The 19,700-nt window shown below is 57.5% G+C and carries 11 protein-coding genes; 2 read left to right on the forward strand and 9 right to left on the reverse strand.

Features of this window, described 5'->3' with window-relative positions:
* Positions 1 to 37: 37 nt before the first annotated feature.
* Genes JYB84_RS01305 through gmk form a run of 4 tightly spaced genes read right to left on the reverse strand, consistent with a single transcriptional unit; the run spans position 38 to position 3,561 of the window.
* On the reverse strand, positions 38 to 421 hold the full coding sequence (locus JYB84_RS01305) for a RidA family protein (protein WP_207321665.1): 384 nt from the start codon (positions 419 to 421) through the stop codon (positions 38 to 40).
* A gap of 47 nt (positions 422 to 468) precedes the next feature.
* Positions 469 to 2,571 carry a bifunctional GTP diphosphokinase/guanosine-3',5'-bis pyrophosphate 3'-pyrophosphohydrolase gene (spoT, locus tag JYB84_RS01310; RefSeq protein WP_207321666.1) on the reverse strand — a complete coding sequence of 701 codons (2,103 nt, stop codon included), beginning with the start codon at positions 2,569 to 2,571 and terminating at the stop codon, positions 469 to 471.
* Positions 2,572 to 2,599: 28 nt separating this feature from the next.
* Positions 2,600 to 2,878, reverse strand: a complete 279-nt coding sequence (gene rpoZ, locus JYB84_RS01315; RefSeq protein ID WP_207321667.1) for a DNA-directed RNA polymerase subunit omega — start codon at positions 2,876 to 2,878, stop codon at positions 2,600 to 2,602.
* Positions 2,879 to 2,937: 59 nt separating this feature from the next.
* Complete coding sequence (gene gmk / locus JYB84_RS01320; protein WP_207321668.1) at positions 2,938 to 3,561, reverse strand: guanylate kinase; 624 nt, start codon at positions 3,559 to 3,561, stop codon at positions 2,938 to 2,940.
* Positions 3,562 to 3,748: 187 nt separating this feature from the next.
* Between gmk and JYB84_RS01325 the strand changes: the two genes are divergently transcribed.
* Positions 3,749 to 4,984 carry a hypothetical protein gene (locus JYB84_RS01325; protein ID WP_207321669.1) on the forward strand — a complete coding sequence of 412 codons (1,236 nt, stop codon included), beginning with the start codon at positions 3,749 to 3,751 and terminating at the stop codon, positions 4,982 to 4,984.
* A 106-nt stretch (positions 4,985 to 5,090) separates the two neighbouring features.
* On the opposite strand, the gene JYB84_RS01330 is transcribed toward JYB84_RS01325, so the two are convergent.
* The 5 genes from JYB84_RS01330 to JYB84_RS01350 form a co-directional block, all read right to left on the reverse strand.
* Positions 5,091 to 7,913: a serine/threonine-protein kinase gene (locus JYB84_RS01330; protein ID WP_207321670.1), complete on the reverse strand. Its 2,823-nt coding sequence runs from the start codon at positions 7,911 to 7,913 to the stop codon at positions 5,091 to 5,093.
* A 211-nt stretch (positions 7,914 to 8,124) separates the two neighbouring features.
* Positions 8,125 to 8,715 (reverse strand): ECF-type sigma factor, encoded by a 591-nt coding sequence (locus tag JYB84_RS01335; protein ID WP_207321671.1) that lies wholly within the window; start codon positions 8,713 to 8,715, stop codon positions 8,125 to 8,127.
* Position 8,716: 1 nt separating this feature from the next.
* Positions 8,717 to 8,992, reverse strand: coding sequence for a histidine kinase dimerization/phospho-acceptor domain-containing protein (locus JYB84_RS01340; RefSeq protein WP_207321672.1), 276 nt, complete (start codon positions 8,990 to 8,992; stop codon positions 8,717 to 8,719).
* Between the two features lie 95 nt (positions 8,993 to 9,087).
* On the reverse strand, positions 9,088 to 9,759 hold the full coding sequence (locus tag JYB84_RS01345) for a response regulator (RefSeq protein WP_207321673.1): 672 nt from the start codon (positions 9,757 to 9,759) through the stop codon (positions 9,088 to 9,090).
* 13 nt (positions 9,760 to 9,772) lie between these two features.
* Positions 9,773 to 12,895: an ATP-binding protein gene (locus JYB84_RS01350; protein ID WP_207321674.1), complete on the reverse strand. Its 3,123-nt coding sequence runs from the start codon at positions 12,893 to 12,895 to the stop codon at positions 9,773 to 9,775.
* 407 nt (positions 12,896 to 13,302) lie between these two features.
* Between JYB84_RS01350 and JYB84_RS01355 the strand changes: the two genes are divergently transcribed.
* Positions 13,303 to 19,437 carry an Ig-like domain-containing protein gene (locus JYB84_RS01355; RefSeq protein ID WP_207321675.1) on the forward strand — a complete coding sequence of 2,045 codons (6,135 nt, stop codon included), beginning with the start codon at positions 13,303 to 13,305 and terminating at the stop codon, positions 19,435 to 19,437.
* Positions 19,438 to 19,700: the final 263 nt, after the last annotated feature.

A 19,700-nucleotide genomic window follows, 5' to 3' on the forward strand; every position in this document is an offset into this window, starting at 1 on the left:
CAAAAGGGCGCCGAAGCGCCCTGCAAACAACCGGAACTTAAAGTTCCATCACTCCGTCCATCTCGACCTGGGCACCCTTGGGCAGCTCTTTCACGCCGATGGCGGCGCGGGCCGGATAGGGTTGCTGGAAGTAACGACCCATGATCTCGTTCACCTTGGCAAAGTGGGACAGATCGGTGAGGAAGATGTTGAGCTTGGCTATATCGGCCAGGGAACCGCCGGCGGCTTCGCACACAGCTTTCAGGTTGTCGAACACCTGCACCACCTGGGCTTCGAAATCCTCACCCACCAGGGTCATGGTGGCCGGTACCAGGGGAATTTGGCCGGACAGGTAGACGGTTGCGCCTACTTTTACAGCCTGGGAATAGGTTCCAATCGCAGCCGGCGCCTTGTCGGTGGCGATGATAATTTTTTCAGCCATAGCACTCTCTCTCTGGTTGTTGATCTTGTTGATGTTCTTGTGGAGCGTTATCTGTTTCTTGAGGTTCTGAGCACCTCGGGCAGTACCCTGATGCGCCGCATCACGTTGGCCAGATGGATACGATCCCGCACCGAAATCCGCAGGTTGATCAGATACACCCGACCGTCGCGCTCTTCGGTGCTGAGGTTGTGAATGTTCGAACCCTCGCCAGCAATGATTGAGGTGATCTTGGCCAGGGCGCCCTGGTGGTTAACTATCTCCACCCTCAGGTTGGCCTGGTATTCAACGCCGTCGACCTTGTCCCACTGTACCGGAATGTACTTGTCGGGCTCGCCCTGGTAACCGCGGATATTGGCGCAGTTTTCCATATGCACCACCAGGCCCTTGCCGGGGCTCACGTGGGCTATGATGGCATCGCCGGGGATGGGGCGACAGCACTTGGCGAAGGACACCAGCATGCCTTCGGCACCGCGGATAGGCATCAGATGGGTCTCACCACCGGCGCTGCTGTCGATGTTATCGCCCAGCAGGCGTTGGGCTATGACTATGCTCATGGCGTTGCCGAGGCCAATGTCGGCCAGCAGGCTGTCGAGACTGGTGTGCTTGGTGTCACGGATAACCTTGTCAATCTGCTCCAGCGGTATGGTGTCCAGGCGGGTCTCACCCAGGGCATGGTTGAGCAGGCGCTTGCCGAGGGCAATGGCGTCATCCTGTTTGAGGCTCTTGAGCACCTGACGGATCTTGGCTCGGGCCTTGCCGGTGACCACAAAGTTGAGCCAGGCGGCATTGGGCCTGGCGCCCTTGGCGGTAATGATTTCCACCGTTTGGCCCGAGAGCAGTGGCTGGCTGAGCGGATAGGCCTGGCGGTTGACCCGGGCGCCGACGCAGGTATTGCCCACGTCCGTATGCACTTCGTAGGCGAAGTCCACCGCCGTGGCACCCACAGGCAGTTCGAGGATGCGACCCTCGGGGGTAAAGACGTAAATTTCTTCCGGGAACAGCTCGGTTTTAACGTTCTCGACAAATTCGAACGAGGAGCTGGCACTCTGCTGCAGCTCCAACAGGCTTTGCATCCACTTGCGGGCCCGCACCTGGGTGGTGGTGCCACCGCCTTCACTGCCACCCTTGTACATCCAGTGGGCCGCCACACCCTTGTCGGCCATCTGGTCCATGTCTTCGGTACGGATCTGGATTTCCACGGGGACACCATGGGGACCGAATAGCGAGGTATGCAGCGACTGGTAACCGTTGGCCTTGGGAATCGCAATATAGTCTTTGAAGCGGCCGGGGCGCGGCTTGTACAGACCGTGCATGGCGCCCAGTACCCGGTAGCAGGTGTCAATGGAGTCGACTATGACCCGGAAGGCATAGATGTCCATCACTTCCTGGAATTGCAATTCCTTGCTCTGCATCTTGTTGTAGATGGAGTAAAGGTTCTTTTCCCGGCCCTTGACCTTGCCGGGGATCCCCGCATCTTCAAGGCGGGCGGCAATGGCGGATTCTATGTTCTGGATCAGTTCCTTGCGGTTGCCACGGGCGGATTTGACCACCTCTTTGAGCACCCGGTAGCGCATGGGGTAATAGGCGTGGAAACCCAGATCCTCCAACTCGGTCTTGATATTGTGGATACCGAGACGGTTGGCTATGGGGGCGTAGATTTCCAGGGTTTCCCGGGCGATGCGGCGGCGTTTATCTGGCCGCAGGGCGCCGAGGGTGCGCATATTGTGGGTGCGGTCGGCCAGCTTGATGAGGATCACCCGGATATCTTGGGTCATGGCCATCATCATCTTGCGGAAGTTCTCCGCCTGGGCCTCTTTTTTGTCGCGGAACTTGAGCTTGTCGAGCTTGGAGACACCTTCCACCAACTCGGCCACCGAGGGGCCAAACAGCTCCGCCAGATCGTCCTTGGTGACGTGGGTGTCTTCTATGGTGTCATGCAGCAGGGCGGCCATCAGGGTTTCGTGATCCAGACGCATGTCCGCCAGGATCCGGGCCACCGCCACGGGATGGGTAATATAGGGTTCGCCACTGGTGCGCATCTGCCCTTCGTGGGCATCGCGCGCTACCTGATATGCCTGTTTGAGTAAAGCCATCTGCCCGCTATCCAAGTAGGCGGAAGCAGATTCTTTAAGACCTTCAAACAGATACAAGTGGCGCGTCTCCCTATATTGTCATTCCTTAGAATGTACGGCCTTCGGCGATGGCGGCAACGGCAGCGATTTCGGCTGCTTCGCGCTCACGCACGCTCTGACGCTCGTCGGCATCCAGAGTGGTGGAATTAACCAGACCGCTTTCGATTTCACGCAGGGCGATAACCGTTGGCTTGTCGTTTTGCTCTTCAACCATGGGGTCTTTACCCTGCACGGCGATCTGACGGGCACGACGCGCCGCAACCAGGATCATGTCAAAACGGTTGCCGATTTGCTTGACGGCATCTTCTACTGTTACGCGAGCCATGTGATGGAACTCCAGTTATCGAGAGGGAAAAAATGACGCAAAATTGTACACGAAGGCAATTACTCTGCCAACAGATCGTTAAGCATATCACTGTGGGTGCGGGCTTGACCAGCACAGCTTAGCCGGGCGGCGCGAATGATCGCCCGCAGATCCGCCAGGGCGGAATCAAAGTTATCGTTGACTATCACATAGTCATATTCGTTGTAGTGGGACATCTCGGACACGGCCTTGGCCATACGGCTGGCAATGACCTCGGCGCTGTCCTGGCCACGGCCGGTTAGGCGCCGCTCCAGTTCGGTCTTGGACGGCGGCAGGATAAAGACGCCTATGGCCTCCGGCATCAGTTTGCGTACCTGCTGAGCGCCCTGCCAATCGATATCGAGGAACACATCAATGCCCCTGGCCAGGGTGTCTTCCACCGCATGACGGGAGGTGCCGTAATAATTGCCGAACACCTCGGCCCATTCGAAGAAGGCCCCTTCGGCGATCAGACCCTTGAACTGGTCAACGCTGACAAAGTGATAATGCTGTCCGTTGGTTTCGCCTGGGCGCGGCGCGCGGGTGGTATGTGACACAGACACCTGCATATCCGCCGGTTTGTCCTGCAGCAAGGCCGCGATTAAGGAGGATTTTCCGGCGCCGCTGGGGGCCGATACGATAAACAGGTTTCCACGAGCACTCATGCTGATGCCATCCAATCGGGTTGGCCCCGTGCGCCTTGGCTTAGGGGCGAAAATCAAAGAGCTGGCCATTATATCTGCCGTGGGGCATAAAACGCCAGCGGGGCAGGGCTGACCGCTGACATTTGCGGGGAAATCCGCTACGCTGCCTCCCAGAATGAGTGCTTAAAAATCGCAACGGGAGTCAATTTTGCAGTATCGAACCTTAGTGACCAGTGACGGATGTGACAATGGACCACGGCTGGTGGCCATAGGCCTGGTTGGCCTGTTGCTGCCCGGCTTGGGCGCCCTGCTGTTTGGCGCCGGTCACTGGTTATGGGCACTTGGACTGCCTTTGATACTGGTGTCGTGGTTGTCGGCCAAGCGCCGTTGTCGCGACAGTTCCCGGCCGGGGTTCTGGGCCATGGCGCTGGTGGCCTTGATGTTGTTGTGGCTGTTAATGCTGACCCTGGCGGCGCCTGTGGCCGCCAGCCTGGGACTGCTGGCCCTGGCGGGCGCCATGCTGGGATTGCTGGCGGCGTTCCCATCCCATCCCCGCAAACATTACCGGGACGGTTATTGGCACATGGACATGCCTGTTCCTGAACCCTCAGTGGGGGGCCGTATTGAACCGAGCCTGGACGGCCACGCCGGAGCGGGGCCGGGGGGGCGTATTGAGCCGTCTCTTTCCATGGGCGGCCAGGCCATGCAAGCTCAGGCCATTCATGAGCGGGCCATGGAGGGGATAACCGAGGTATTGCCGGAACAGCTGGCCCACTCAGGTTACCGGGCACAAGATCAGCTGCCGGAAGACAGCGCCATAGGCGCCCCATGGCAGGCCGACGCCAATGGACCGGAAGCCTGGGATGAGGGCGCTGGTTGGCAAGCAAGGGAAGCTGAGGACGAACCGGATACCACGGGTTCCCTGACCGAGCTGATGCAGCAAATCTTGGTTGTATTGCAACGCTGGTGGCGCCCCATGTTGGCCTTGCTGGCACTGCTCGCCGTGGTTGCCTTGGTGACCTTGCTGTGGCCCAAGGGGCAAGACAGTGAAGAAAATGCCGGCGAGACTCAGCCCGAGAACCACAGCCGCGAACAGGTGAAATTGCCCGATGGCCTTAACCTGGCGCTGGAAGAAGAAGCACTGCTGCTTATCTGGAAAGGGGAGCGTACCCAGGAAGGACCCCTCTGGTCCCAGGCCACCGCCAAGGGTGATGCCACTTGCCGGGTATTGGAATTCAATAACGGCAGCCAATACAGACCTTTGGAGGTGCGGGTGCTTGCCTCCTCCGACACCGAGGCACGCTTCTCGCCGCTGGACAGCCGCGACATTATCCGCGACATGGCCCTGCGCGGCAGCGTCAGCCTCTGCGGCTACCAGTTCAGTCTCCGTGGCAGTCAGGCGGTGCTGGAGCAACAAGCCCACTTTGCCGAATACCTGCCCTGAATACCGACACATTTGATAAAAAGAAGGCACCCCTAGGGGTGCCTTTTGATTTTCCGGGCGTGCCTGGTTGCAGGCATAGCTTAGGGGGCCGGCGATATGCGCGGGCTCACTCGGCAGACGGCAATTTTCCTTGATCTATGCCGACCAGACGGCGAGTCTGCTCGGCTATCGGTAAGTACTGCGACCCGCTCTGCAGCTTGGCTTGCAACAAGGGCGCCGCTTCTGCGGCTATTTCACGGGCCTTGTTGGTTTCTCCCAGATACCAAAGAGCTTGCGCATTTTTGAGACGGATTAATTGGCCCTCGACCGAACCCGGAGGATGGTATTTTTCCGCCAGCTCCCATGCCCGCCCCAGCACCTTGTGGGCCTCTTGCCATTGCTGCGCGGCCAGATAGTAGTCGCCCTCGATACGAAGCAGGGTGACATGGGCCACATGATCCGGTGGGAAATGGGTCTCAAAAATGACCTTGGCCGCTTGTAACTTACTGTTTGCTTTTTCGAGGTCGTGATTGTTGAGGGCCACGGCTCCTTGCAGCAGTGAAACCAGGCCCAGGTTGTAGTCGCCTTTTTGGAATTGCTGTTCCGCCTGAACGTAAAGTTCCTCAAGTGCGCCATCAGCTATGGCTGCTTCACCGAGAAACGAGCGGCTGTAAGCCAGGAATAAACGGGCCGGGAATGTTTTCAGGGTGGAATCCGCGTAATGAGGGCTCAGCAGTGTCAAGGCTTGTTCAAAATCGTCCTTGCTGGCCTGGAAGTTGCCCAGTTCCAGATGGGCCTGCCCTCGGTCCGAGTGATAATTTCCAAGGGTGATAGGGTTGGTCAGATCCCTTGCCAGCTCCTGGTTGAGGATCTCGATTTCTTCCTGGTAACGTCCCTGATCCGTGAGCAGGTAAGCATAAGATTGGGTCACCGACTGATTGAGCTGAGAGTCGGGTTCGAGGATCCTGTGGGCCAGTTGATAGGCACGCACTATGGCGGTTTCGGCCTTTGCGTAGTCACCCAGATGGCGATAACAGTTGGACAGCATTCGCAGGGTGTCCAAATTCTGCGGATGATTGGCTCCGAACAGTCTCTCCGTATCGGTCAACAGTGCGCTCAATATGTCAATGGCCTGGGTATATTCCTCGGCATAGTAGTGCACATAGGCCAGGTGAAAACGGACGTCCAACGGCATTGTGTCCTGCGGGGACGGGTGTTGCTGCCAGTAGGCGTCGGCTTTTCCAAGGTAGTCCAACGCCTGGGCGAACTGGCTTTGCATCTCAAAGTAGGTCCCCAGATGATAATCCAGCAGCGCCTTGTCTTTTTCGCTGACACCGGGGGCCTGTGCCATCTGCTCGCCCCGGCGCAGGTAGCTGAGGGCCTCGTCAAATTGTCCGGCGCTGGCATAGGCACTGCCAAGCTCGGCGACATCGACCAAGGTTGGTTGCCCGCCGTTTTGCTGTTTCAACTTGAAGGCCTCTTCCATCAGGGCGACTGCCTGTTGATCCTGGCCGAGGTTGTTTTGCACCTTGGATAAAACCCCAAGCAGGCGGGACTTCACCTCGGGTTGTTGCGACAAGGTATTGCGGGTTTTGGTTATCGCGCTATTGACCAGCTTGTCGATACTGATGGCTTCACCCTGGGCATTTTCCGGCGAGGCGGCATCGAACATGTCGGTTAACAGCTCAATGACTTTATCCGCGGTGTGGGTTTGTTGTTGCAGGCTTGCCTGGGTGTGAATGAGTTCATCCCTTTGCTCGGTCAGGGAGCGGTTGAGCTTCGCAGTCACCACCAGGCCAGTAGTCATGGCAATGGCCAGTGCCGATGTCAGCAGGGAGGCGAGCGGGTGCCGTCCCAGCAGTTTACCAAAGCGATAACCCGGGGTGTTTTTGGTGGCCGACACTGTATGACCCGTGAGAAAGCGCTTGATGTCCCAGGCCAGCTCACCCACGGAGGCATATCTGTCTTCGGGACGCTTTGCCAGCGCCTTGAGCACTATATTGTCCAGGTCCTTCGGAATGCTGCGGTAGAGAGTGCTCGGCGTCTTGGGTTTGGTCTGGCAAATGTGTTCGAGGGTGGCGGACATATTGTCGCGGTCCACCGGCAAGGGAGCCTCACCCGTGAGCAGCTGGTACAATAGACTGCCCAGACCATAAACATCGGTGGCCGTGGTGGGTTGTTCGCCGCGGATCTGCTCCGGGCTGGCACAGCTTAGGGTCATGGCCAGCAGATGGGCTGCGCTGTCCCTATCCTGTCCCTGATTGAGCATGCGGCTGGTGCCGAAATCCAGCAGCTTGACCAGGCCAGTCTTGTTGACCAGCACGTTTTCCGGCTTGAGATCGCAATGAATAATCAAATGGTTATGGGCATAGCTGACCGCATCGCACACCCGCAGGAACAGCTCCAATCGCTCGGCCACGGACAGTTTGTTGCCAAGACAGTATTCCCTGAGGTTCAGACCTTCGACGAACTCCATCACCAGAAAGGGGCGGGCATCCTCGGTCAGGCCACCGTCGAGCAGCATGGCTATATGGGGATGTTGCAGCTTGGCCAGCAACTGGCGCTCGGTGGTGAAATGTTGCTGATCCTCACCGGCCACCATGGTCGGCGCCAGCTTGATGGCGACCTTTTGCTCGTATTGGCCATCGGCACGCTCGGCAAGAAACACCACGCCCATGCCACCTGTGCCAATTTTTTCGATGATTTTGTATGGCCCCAGCTGCTGACCAGGCGTCAGTTGCGATCCCAGTTCCCGAAGCTGATTGCCGATCAAGTCTCTCGCCTGCCCCGTGAGCACAGTGGTGGCCGCGCCGGCATGATCGAGCATGCGCAGCACCTGCTGGCGTTCGGCATCGCTGCAATTGCTGTGGTTCAGGAATTCAGTGCGCTCGCTGACCGGAAGCTCGATACAGGCATCAAACAGTTCTTTTATTCGTTTTAGTTCAGGCATGTTTGGTCTCAGTTGTTATGGTTCAGGCAATCGAAACTAATGCAGGCATCAATAAGTGTTTAAGTTCAGGCATGTTTGGTCTCAGTTGTTATGGTTCAGGCAATCGAAACTAATGCAGGCATCAATAAGTGTTTAAGTTCAGGCATGTTTGGCTTCAGTTGTTGTGGTTCAGGCAATCGAAACTAATGCAGGCATCAATAAGTGTTTAAGTTCAGGCATGTTTGGCGTCAACGTTACGGTTCAGACAATCGAATATATAGGCGCGGGCAAATGTCAGTTCCCGCTCCACCGTGCGCAGGCTGAGCTGCAGGGTTTCGGCCACCTTCTGTTGGCTGAATCCGGCGAAATAATGCAGCTCGACTATGGCCTCCATTCTGTCACCCAGGCTACTTATCTGGCTGATGCATTGCTCGACGGCAATCAGGCCCTCGTTTTCGTCTTCTGTGCTGAGTAAATCGTCCAGCCAGCGGGTCTTGATGGCCTTGCCACCGCGTTTGTCGGCGGTCTTGGCGCGGGCATAGTCAATCAGCAGATGACGCATTGCCTTGGCGGCGGTGCGAAACAGGTGTTCCTTGCTTTGATATTGGCCGTCAGCCTCTATGAGTTTGACGCAGGCTTCGTGAACCACCTCCGTGGTCTGCAATGTGATATTGCCGGCGTGCCGGGCCAGAATGCGGTTGGCACAGGCCTTGAGCTCCTGATAGAGCAGGGGATTGATCATGAGTTCGGCTGGGGTCAATTGGCCGGTCAAGGTGGCGGCCTCTGCTTTGGTGTAAGCCATATCGGAAGGGGACAATTTCATATTATTCCTTGCCCCGCTGTAACAGCTCTTCCATCAGGTGCTCAAATTCCAGAAACTTGGCATCCAGCCGGGCAAATGCCTGATCCTGATTATCGTACATGCCATCCTGTATGGCTTCGACATAGAGCTTAATCACCGAAAGGGGGGTGCGCAGCTCGTGTGACAGCATGGCCAAAAACTCGGCCTTTCGCGCCTGACATTCGGCGTCGGTCAGAGGGCTGTCGACGACAGCAGGGCCATCCGTATTCTCTGGCCGTTGCGGTAAAGGCTGGTTCATAATCTCTCTGGCACCCTGGCAATTAGTATGATTGCAGGATTAGAGCAGAAGAATATGCAGTGAGTATGCAGAAACCCCGGCGCCGGAGTATGTGTTCAGGGCAAGGGCTCGAATTTGTAACCTGCACCGTATACCGAGCGGATCAGTTCCTGCTCTATCCCCAGGGAGGCCAGTTTTTTACGGACATTGCGGATGTGACTGTCGACGGTGCGATCGGACACATCGCGGTAATCCTGATACACCAGATCCAAAATCTGGGCCCGGGAGTAGATGCGGTTGGGATTGGAGTACAACAAATGGAACAGCTTGAACTCAATGGCCGTCAGTTCCACCGCGGCCGCTCCCATTGACAGATTAAAGCTGGCGGTATTCACCTTTAAGCCGCTGTCCACCATGGGCTCACGATTGAGGCGCCGCAACTGTACCTTGACCCGTGCCACCAATTCCTTGACCGAGAAGGGTTTACAGACATAGTCGTCGGCACCTATCTCCAAGCCCACCAAGCGGTCGACTTCTTCCACCTTGGCCGTGGTCATTATGATAGGCAAATTGGAAAAGGCGCGAATTTCCCGGCACACCTCCAGCCCCTGCTTGGTGGGCAGATCGAGATCCAGCAGTACCAAGGCCGGAGCATGGGCTTGCACCCACCCGGCCACACCGGCACCATCGGCAAAGTGTTGGGTTTTCAGGCCCGCCGCGTGCAGGTACATCAGCACAATGTCGGCGATTTCCTGGTCGTCTTCGACCAGCACTACTGTATCTGTCATAGGCTCCGGTGCCTTAAAGCGGGAGCCGTATTCTAATGGCCAAACCGCCAAGAGAGGAAGCGCTGGCGGAAATCGCGCCGCCATGGGCCTCGACTATGGACTTGCAGATCCACAGTCCCAGCCCAGAGCCGGATTGGCTCCTGTCTTTGGTGGAGCCGGCGCGGTACAAACGCTCGAATATCCGCGCCAGCTCCTCGGTCGTGATGGCGGGCTTACTGTCTTCTACCTCAATCACCAGCCAGTTGTCGTCTTGGCTCAGGACGACCCGGGCCTGACCCCAATCATCCGTGTACCTGTAGCTGTTTTTCAGCAGGTTATTCATCAATTGCATCATCCGGCCCTGATCCAGTAAGGGCTCCAGTTGATGGGAGGTCTTATCCGTCAAGGTCAGCTGGATGGCTTTTTGTTGCATCATGGGCCTGAAGGATTCAACGCTGGATGCCAGCAGCTCGCTGATCTGGGTTGGTTGGCGATTTAATATCAGCGCCCCCGAATCCATCAGTGACAACTGGTAAATATCGCCCACCAGGTGGTTGAGGTTGGCGATGCGCTTTTGCAGCAGCTCATAGGATCTGTCATCCGGCTGCAATACCCCATCCTGCAAGGCTTCCAGCTGGATCTTGACCATGGCCAGTGGGGTACGCAAATCATGGGTAACCTCGGCCAACATCTGGTTTTTCTGCTCCATGAGTTCGCTCATCATCTCGGCCTTGCGCAGCGCCTCGCGCTTCTCGAAGACTTCCCTCTGCTTGGCCTTGGCCACCGCCAGGCGCCAGCGGAACAGCCAGTACAACATCAGACCCAGCAGCAGCAGACTCAGCAGGCGGAACCACAGGGTCTGGAAAAACTTGGGCTCTATATCCACGTCCAACACCAGGGGGGAGCCACTCCAATTGCCCGCGCGATTGCTGCCTTCCACAAGCAACCGATACTGACCCGGAGGCAAGGACGTGTACTTGGCCTGGCGCAGGTCCGCCGGCGTGGACACCCAGTCGCTGTCGTAGCCTTCCAGCTTGTATCTGTATTGATTGGCTCTGGGATCGGAAAAATCGAGTGCGGCAAAACGCAGCGAAAACTGATTGGCCGTGCTGGGCACCTTAATCTTGGGCTGGCGATAATCAAAGTTCAGCTTTTGATTGCCGACCATGAGTTCGGTCACCACCAGGGGGATCGCGTCCTGGCCTTTAATGCCCGGGTCCTGGTCAAGCAGCACCAGGGCATCGCGGGAGGCGTGCAGCAGTTGACTGTCGTTCAAACGCAGAAAATTATTGGCCTGCCCCATATCCAGGGCACCATCGGCCTCGTTCAGCGCCTGCAGCAGCTTGCCATCCTCATCCAACAGGAGGCGGGTTCCGAGCCAATAGTGGCCGTTTTCCAGCTGCAACAGACCATCTTCGTTGTCGATTTGACCTATGGCCTCGGCGGCAAAGGGCGCGAAGTGCAGCGTGCCGTCGTGCTCGGACACCAGCCTGTCTATGCCGGCATTGTGGTACACCAGGATCTCGCCGCGGCGGTTTTGCAGGAATTGCACGATAAAGTCATGCCTAAGGGTGCCGTCTGTGCCTTGTTTTCCGGTGTAGAGCCGCATCTGTTGCCGGCCATTGTCTATCAGGCCAAAACCGCTGGTGGTCGCTATCCACAGCCGGTTGCTGTTATCGACCATCAAGCGGCGCACGTAGTTGATGACCGGGCTTCCATCTGTGTTTTGCGGGACAGTGAAACTGCGACTGGCCAAATCCAGTCTGGCCAGGCCGCGATCCGACCCCACCCAGAGTTCCCCCTGTTTACCGAGCGCCAAATGGCGCACGTATACCCCCTCGGTCTTGGCCAGTGGCAGGCGAAACTCCTCGGCCGTGCCCAACTTGCGATCAAGCCTGAAAATATTGCCATTGCCTCCGCCGAGCCAGTAAATGTTCTCTGTCTCTCTGATGCCGGAGAAAAACGACTGCTTGCTCAGGCTGGGATCCTTGAGCAGGGGTTCGGTTTTCCCCGTGATTAGGTCGAGTTCTATGGGCTGGTGCTGATTGAAGATAATGAGTTGCGACTCGCTGACCTTGATAAGGTTGGCCAGGTAAGAACTGAAGGTATCCTCCAGCTGGGGCGAGAAGCGATCAAAGTAATGGAAGCGCTGGGTTTGCGGATTAAAAAACTGCAGCCCGAAGTTGGACACCCCAATCCATAGCAGTCCGTCCTTGGTTCTGAGCAGGGGATAGGCAAAGTCGCCCCGCAGGCCATGTTTGTCGAGCAGATTGCCCCGCAACTCCTTTTGCAATTGCCCAGTGTTTGCATCGCGGATCTCCAGCCCCAGGGTACCCGACAGCCACACCTGGCCGTCGCCGCTTTCGACAATGGCGGTGTTGGCGGCATCGGCCCGGGAATCCGGAGAATCCAGCTTGATGGCGGTTCGGCGATCGCGATTCAGTATATAGGTGCCCTGTTTTTGGGTGGCGAGCCAGATGCGCCCATCCTGTGCCAAATGCAGCCGCCTTATCACCACGCCATTCAGCAGGGCTGGCTCACTGACCAAAGCGAACTGCCGCCCCCCGGGCGCCATCTTGGCCAGCCCCTTGGCGCTGGACAGCCACAATGTGCCGTCACTGTCGACTTCCAAATCCAGCAAATAGTTGAAGAATCGCTCCCCGGCATTGTCGGCCGAATTGAAATGACTGAATTTCCGCGTCGTCAGGTCCAGGCGGTCGAGACCAAAGCTGTGGGCCAGCCACAGCCGACCCTCGGCATCCTTCTTGATGGCGTTGACCTGGTTACCGCCCAATGAGGCCGGATCGCCGTCATCGTGACTGAAGTGGCTGAACTCATAGGTGCGCAGATCCAGCCGCAGCAGGCCGCTGGTCATAGTGCCTATCCAGAGCACATCGCCATCGGCAAGCAAGGAGCGCACATAAATGCCGGACACATCGAAGGGCATGCCTTCAGAGGTCATTTTCAGGTTTTCATAGCCGTCAAAGCGGAACAGGCCCTTCTGGGTGCCGACCCAGATAAAGCCCCTGTCATCCTGGGCCAGCTTCAAAATTTCCTTGTTGGCCAGCTTGCCATCGGCCTCGGCCGCAAACAGCAGCGGTGAAAACAGCCTGGGATCATAGCTGGTGGCTGCCTGGCACAGGCAACTGAAAGTCAAAAGAAAACCAAGGATGATTCTGGTTCGGAATGAGGGCATATCCGCTGTTTATTTGTGCTTGTTATGGTGGAAATTCTGTCACAGCGGCACCGGGAGTGCCAGCGTTAAACCGGCACTGCCAGGATCCTCAAACCGGCGCCACTTTTTTCTCCAGCCGGGGCAGTCTGCAAACTCAGTGCACAATTCGCATTTTCAGTCTCCGGGTAAGCAAGAACGCTTTTAAAAAAATGTGGCGGGTTTGGTCTCAGGAATTCGTAACTGAAGTAGTGGGTTCACTGCAAGGGCGACGGGGGCTGGCAAATACAGAATGCCGCAGCGCGATGCTGGGCCCACCAAAAGCTGAGTAACAAACGGGGCCGCCAGGTGTTTGGGTTGTTGCCGTATATAAAAACCGAGGAGAAAGCTTGATGAGCAAGCAGTTTAAAATCAATAAATTGTCAGGTTTAATTACCGCAGCCGTGTTGGGCACGCTAAGCAGCACCGCAGCAATGGCGGCGATCCATCTCGATACCACCGTGGGTGAGGCGGCGTCTTTTAAAATGATTACCCTTGACGGTGGCAATGGTTATTTTGATAACACCTTTGAAGTGTCTGATCGTGTCACTGTCGACTCCGAGGGCCGTTTGCTGGTGGTGGGAACGACGTCGCCAGGCGTTGAGCAAAACGACCAGGTTTATATAGAGCGGCGCCTGGCAGATAACAGCCCGGATGCCAGTTTCGGCGACGGTGGTAAGGTGACCATCAGCGACGCCAATTATCGGCTGTTCGGTTCTGTTGTCGCCATAGACAACCAGGGCCGGATTTTGGTGGCAGGCGAAAGCGACAACAATGAGCTGCGCTTATATCGTTTACTTGCAAACGGGTCTTTGGACGGCAGTTTTGGCACTAATGGCGAAACCATTTTCAGCATTAATACTTACGGCCCTCAGACAACCAGCATTACCACAGATTCGCAAGGACGGATTTACCTGGCCGGACGGGTTTACACCGGCGCCGGAAATGATGCCTATATCGCTCGCTTTGACGCCAACGGCAACCTGGACACCGGCTTTAACAGCACAGGTTATTGGCTGCTGGGCGCCGAAAGTGACGACCTTATCAATGATTTGATGATTGACAGCAATGGCAAACTACTCGCCGCTGGTCACCTGGCCTTTGTGCCCACTTTGCTTCGCTTTAATCAAGACGGCAGTATGGATACCAGCCTGGCCGGTACAGGCCAGGTTTCAGTCAGTCGTGCCGCCACCCCCAACAGTGAAGCCTATGACCTGACCATTGACGCCACTGGCAAAATTTTGGTTACCACTACTGAGCGCACCAGCGACGTTGACGCAACGCCAATCTTTAATTTGTACCGCTATAACAGCGATGGCACCCTGGATACTGGCTTTGCCGACAATGGCTGGTTTGGCCTGGATGCAGCCAATGCGGGTACGCGCCGCTATAACGAGGCCTCCATGGTGGAACTGGACAGCCAGAACCGCATCTTGTTGGCCGGTAAAGTCGGGGATGGCAATGAAACGCATATGGCCATGTTACGCCTGACCGATGCCGGCCAGCTGGACAGCAGCTTCGGTAGCAATGGCATTGGCCATTACTATCTCGAGCCCGCTGAAGCAAACAGCAAACCGTTAATGGTGCATCAGGAATCCAACGGCAACCTGAATATCTTTTCCCACCAAACCGGCAATGAAGGCCATGACTTGGGTTGGACCAAGGTGAACGTTGACGGCCATGCCACCACCCCATTTGCCAATGACGGCACTGTGATTGCTGGCGCCGACGACCTGACCATCCCCTTTGATCAATTTGAAGACCTGAATAAAGTGCGGGTTGACGCCCAGGGCCGTACCCTGGCGGTAGGTAATGGCGAAGACAGCAACAAAACCACCGGCGAAGACGCTTTTATCCGCCGCTACAACGTCGACGGCAGTCTGGACACCAGCTTTGGTAACGGCGGTATCTATCAAGTGGACCTGGGGACCGGCGATTATATTCGCGATATTCAGTTGGATGACAGTGGCAATATCTGGTTACTGGAAACCTCAGACTGGAATAACACCACCTTTCACCTGATTAAACTTACGCCAGATGGTCAGCCGGATACCAGCTATGGCACCAACGGTGTGGCCACCTTAACGCCGGGTTTCGGCGCCGAGCTTATGGTGCTCACTAGCGACGGCAGTGCTGTGGTGACGAGCAGCACCTACCAGACAGTTAAAGTGCTGGCAGACGGCAGCCAGGACACCAGCTTTGGCAATAATGGGATATATGTGCCTGCTGGTCTGAGTGGTTTCTACCGCTCCAGATACCTCAGTCTGGACAGCCAGGGCCGGATTATATTGGCGGGTACTGTCAATAATGCTTCCAACAGCTTAGTAATCCGTGTGAATGCTGACGGCACGGTCGACAATACCTATGCCAGCAATGGTATGCTGACTGTCAGCCTGCCGACGTCACTTTCACCAAACGGCGATGCCAATTACACGGCCGCTTTGGTCGATGGCGATACCTTATGGCTGACAGTTGCGGCCCCAAGCAGCAATGGTGATATGAACTTTCTGCTGCGTATTGACGGCAATGGTGCCATTGACAGCAGCTTTAATGGCGGTTCACCAGCGCAATTTGGCGCTGGCCAGAAGTTTAATCCACTAACGATGCAGAAAGACAGTGCCGGCCGCCTGGTGATTGCTGGTTGGGTCAGCCGCTATAGCTACGATTTCTCCTTTGTCGCACGAATGAATGCCGACGGTAGCAATGACGAAACCTTTGCCACTGGCGGGGCTAAAACTTTTGATTTCAGCGCTAACACCGATTTCACTGACTTGGCGATTAAACCCAATGGCGATTTGGTGATTGCAACCTACGCGGGTTGGAACAATGACCGCGGCATGCTGGTGCACCTGACCGAGAACTCGCCGCCGACCATATCCGGTACCCCTGCAGCTGAGGTCAACCAGGACGCGGCCTACAGTTTCATCCCCACGGCCGCAGATCCTGAAAACGACAACCTCAGCTTCAGCATCCAGAACAAGCCCGCCTGGGGCAGCTTTGACACCAACACCGGCGCCCTCACCGGCACCCCGGGTTATGCGGATGTCGGCAACTTTAGCGACATAGTGATTTCGGTCAGCGACGGCAAGCTCAGCGCCAGCCTGGCGGCCTTCAATATCTCTGTGGCCAACGTCAATGACGCCCCCACCGGCAGCGTCACTATTGCCGCCAGCAGCCCCAACGGTCAGACCCTGATTGCCAGCAACACCTTAGCGGACCTTGATGGCATGGGCACTGTCGGCTATATCTGGTCACGCGACGGTATCGAGATCGCAAATGGCGCTCAATATACCCTGGTACTGGCGGATAAAGATCACAACATTAGCGTCAATGCCTATTACACCGATGGCTTTGGTACCATAGAATCAGTTGATAGCGCAGTCACTACAGCAACTGCCGACTTCTTCAACGCCGACGCCGATGGCGATAACCTCAGCAACGCCGAAGAACTGGCCCTGGGCACAGACTACACCAAGGCCGACAGTGACGCCGACGGCGTCAACGACGATGTCGACGCCTTCCCGCTGGATATCAACGAGTCGGTCGATACCGACCAGGACGGCATAGGCAACAACGCCGACACCGACGATGACAACGATGGTGTGCTCGACGTCAACGACGCCTTCCCGCTGGATGCGACCGAGACTGTCGATACAGATAACGACGGCATAGGCAACAACGCCGACACCGACGATGACAACGACGGTGTGCTCGACGTCAACGACGCCTTCCCGCTGGATGCAACCGAGACTGTCGATACCGACAACGACGGCACAGGCAACAACGCCGATACCGATGACGACAACGACGGTGTGCTCGACGTCAACGATGCCTTCCCGCTGGATGCCACCGAGTCTGTCGACACAGATAACGACGGCATAGGCAACAACGCCGATACCGACGATGACAACGACGGTGTGCTCGACGTCAACGACGCCTTCCCGCTGGATGCGACCGAGACTGTCGATACCGACAACGATGGCATAGGCAACAACGCCGATACCGACGATGACAATGACGGTGTGCTCGACGTCAACGATGCCTTCCCGCTGGATGCGGCAGAAAGCCTCGATACCGATAACGACGGCATAGGCAACAACGCCGACACCGATGACGACAACGATGGTGTGCCGGACAGCGAAGATGCGCTGCCGCTGGATCCGACCGAGACTGTCGACACCGACCATGACGGCATAGGCAACAACGCCGACACCGACGACGACAACGACGGCGTGGCCGACACCGAAGACGCCTTCCCGCTGGATGCCAGCGAGTCGGTCGACACAGACCAGGACGGCATAGGCAACAACGCCGACTTGGATGATGACAACGACGGTATCCCGGACGTGGATGACAGCGCGCCGCTGGATCCCAAGGTCGGTGACGCCATAGCGCCTGTGTTTGCCGCGCTGGAGCCGCTGGTATTTGAGGCCGAAGGCCCCACTACCGTGGTGACCTTGCCAGTACCTGTGGTGACTGACAATAACAGCCATGCCCCGAGCGTCAGTTCCGATCTGCAGGGCGGCTTGTCCCTGGGTGAGCACATCATCACCTGGACCGCCACCGACTATGCCGGCAACCAAAGCACCGCCGAGCAGAGCGTGACCATAGTGGACACCACGGCGCCTGTGTTTGCCGAGCTGCAACCGCTGGAGCTGAACGCGACCGGTCGCCTGACCGATGTTGCCGCCGTGCTGACCGCCAAGGCAGATGACCTGGTGGACGGTGAAGTGAGCGCCGAGATTGTCGGTGACAAACAACTGGTGTCCGGCCTGCATCAACTTGAGCTCAAGGCCAGCGACAGCGCGGGCAATGTGGCGACCACCCAGCTTGAGGTCAGCATACTGCCGAAACTGGAACTGGTGGCGAGCCTGCCGGTGGAAGCCGGTGGCGACTACCAGGTGCCCGTGAGCCTGAGCGGTCTGGCACCGGCCTATCCTGTGGACATCAGCTACAGCCTGTCGGTGGACGGCGCTCTGGTCAGCCAAGGCAATGCCGGCATAGCCAGTGGCACAGACGGCAAACTGTCTGTGACAGTACCGGCCACCGTTGGAGTGAACTCGACCGTCAGCCTCAACATAGACGAGGTCACGCATGCCTTTGCGCCCGAAGCAACGGCCAGCAAACTGGCGGTGATAGCGCAAAACCTGGCGCCGTCGATGACACTGCAACTGTCCCAGCAAGACGTCGTAGGTAACCTGGTTGACCCGGCCAATGGCACAGTGATGCTGAACGTGGCCGTCAGCGATGTGAACCAGGGCGACAGCCACAGCGTCAGCTTCGAGGTGCTGGACCAGGCCTTCAGCGGTACCGTGACCCAGGACGGTCTGGGCTTCGAGTTTGACCCCAGCGCCCTCGATGATGGCAGCTATGCCATAGAGGTGACAGTCACCGAGAGCAACCGCGTCGAGCCGCTCAGCAGCAAACGCCGGCTGAACTTCGTGGTGCAAACCCTGGCGCCGCTGACCGACAGCGACAGCGACGGTGACGGCATCGCCGACAACCTCGAAGGTTACGGTGACAGCGACGGTGACGGCATCGCCGATTACCTGGACAACGACAGCAATACTGCCCGCTTGCCTCTGGGTGACAACACAGAGCCGATGCAAACCACCCCGGGTATCCAGTTGTCTCTGGGCTCCCTGGTGAGTGCCGCCAATGGCAGCGCCGGCAGCGGTGCCGCCCTGAGCAACGAGCAATTGGCTGCACTGTTGGCCAATGACCCGACAGCGGCCAATACCACGGACGGTCACTATGTGGCGGCCACCCCGCTGCTGGACTTCAGCCTGAGCGACCTGAGCGAGGCGGGACAGACCGTGTCCGTGGTTATCCCACTGCCGAGCGGCGTACTGCTGCCGGAAGGGGCTGTGTACCGCAAGTACAACACCACCCAGGGCTGGTTCAGCTTCGTTGAGGATGCCAACAACCAGATAGGCTCGGCCCAATTGGATGCCAACGGCAACTGCCCGGTACCGGGCTCGGCTGCCTATGGTCAGGGATTGACGGCGGGCGATCAGTGTATCCAGCTGGTACTTGAGGACGGTGGTCCGAACGATGCCGACTTCAGCGCCAACGGTGCCATCGACGATCCGGGGGTGATCAGTACCCAGAGCCAGAACCGCGCCCCTGTGGTGGTGGATGATGTGGCCACCACCATGGCAGGTCAGACCCTGGTTATCGACGTGCTGGCCAACGACAGCGATCCGGACGGTGACAGCCTGACCCTGATCGGCGCCAGCGCCGACCATGGCCGCGCCGTGGTGACGTCCAACAACCAGCTGGGTTACATCCCGGCGGCGGGCTTCAGCGGCACGGCCACCATCACTTACCAGGTAAGTGACGGCATGGGCGGCAACAGCGAAGGTCAGCTGCAGGTGACTGTCACCCCGGCGCCGGTAGCGCCCGAGAAGGACGACAAGGGCGGCTCACTGCCACTCTGGTCGGTGCTGCTGGGTCTGCTGGAGCTGAGACGTCGCAAAGCCAAGTAATCTGAGGACTTCCGGCATCGCCTGGATATCCAGAAGCTCTTAAACAAAGCCTCCGCCATGCGGGGGCTTTTCTTTTGCCAGCAGGGACAGTGGGAGTTTATCCCACGGGGCCTGGGCCACATTTTACGAGTATTCTGCCCCAAGGCTGTTAACAGACTGTAGCCTGGCTGCGGGCCATGCAGTAAACTGCTCGCTTTTGCGGTGGGCCCAGATCCATGGGAAAGCGTCATGGGAAAACACAGATGAGTTCCGGAGAACAGCGC

The organism is Shewanella cyperi, assembly GCF_017354985.1.
Taxonomy (GTDB): domain Bacteria; phylum Pseudomonadota; class Gammaproteobacteria; order Enterobacterales; family Shewanellaceae; genus Shewanella; species Shewanella cyperi.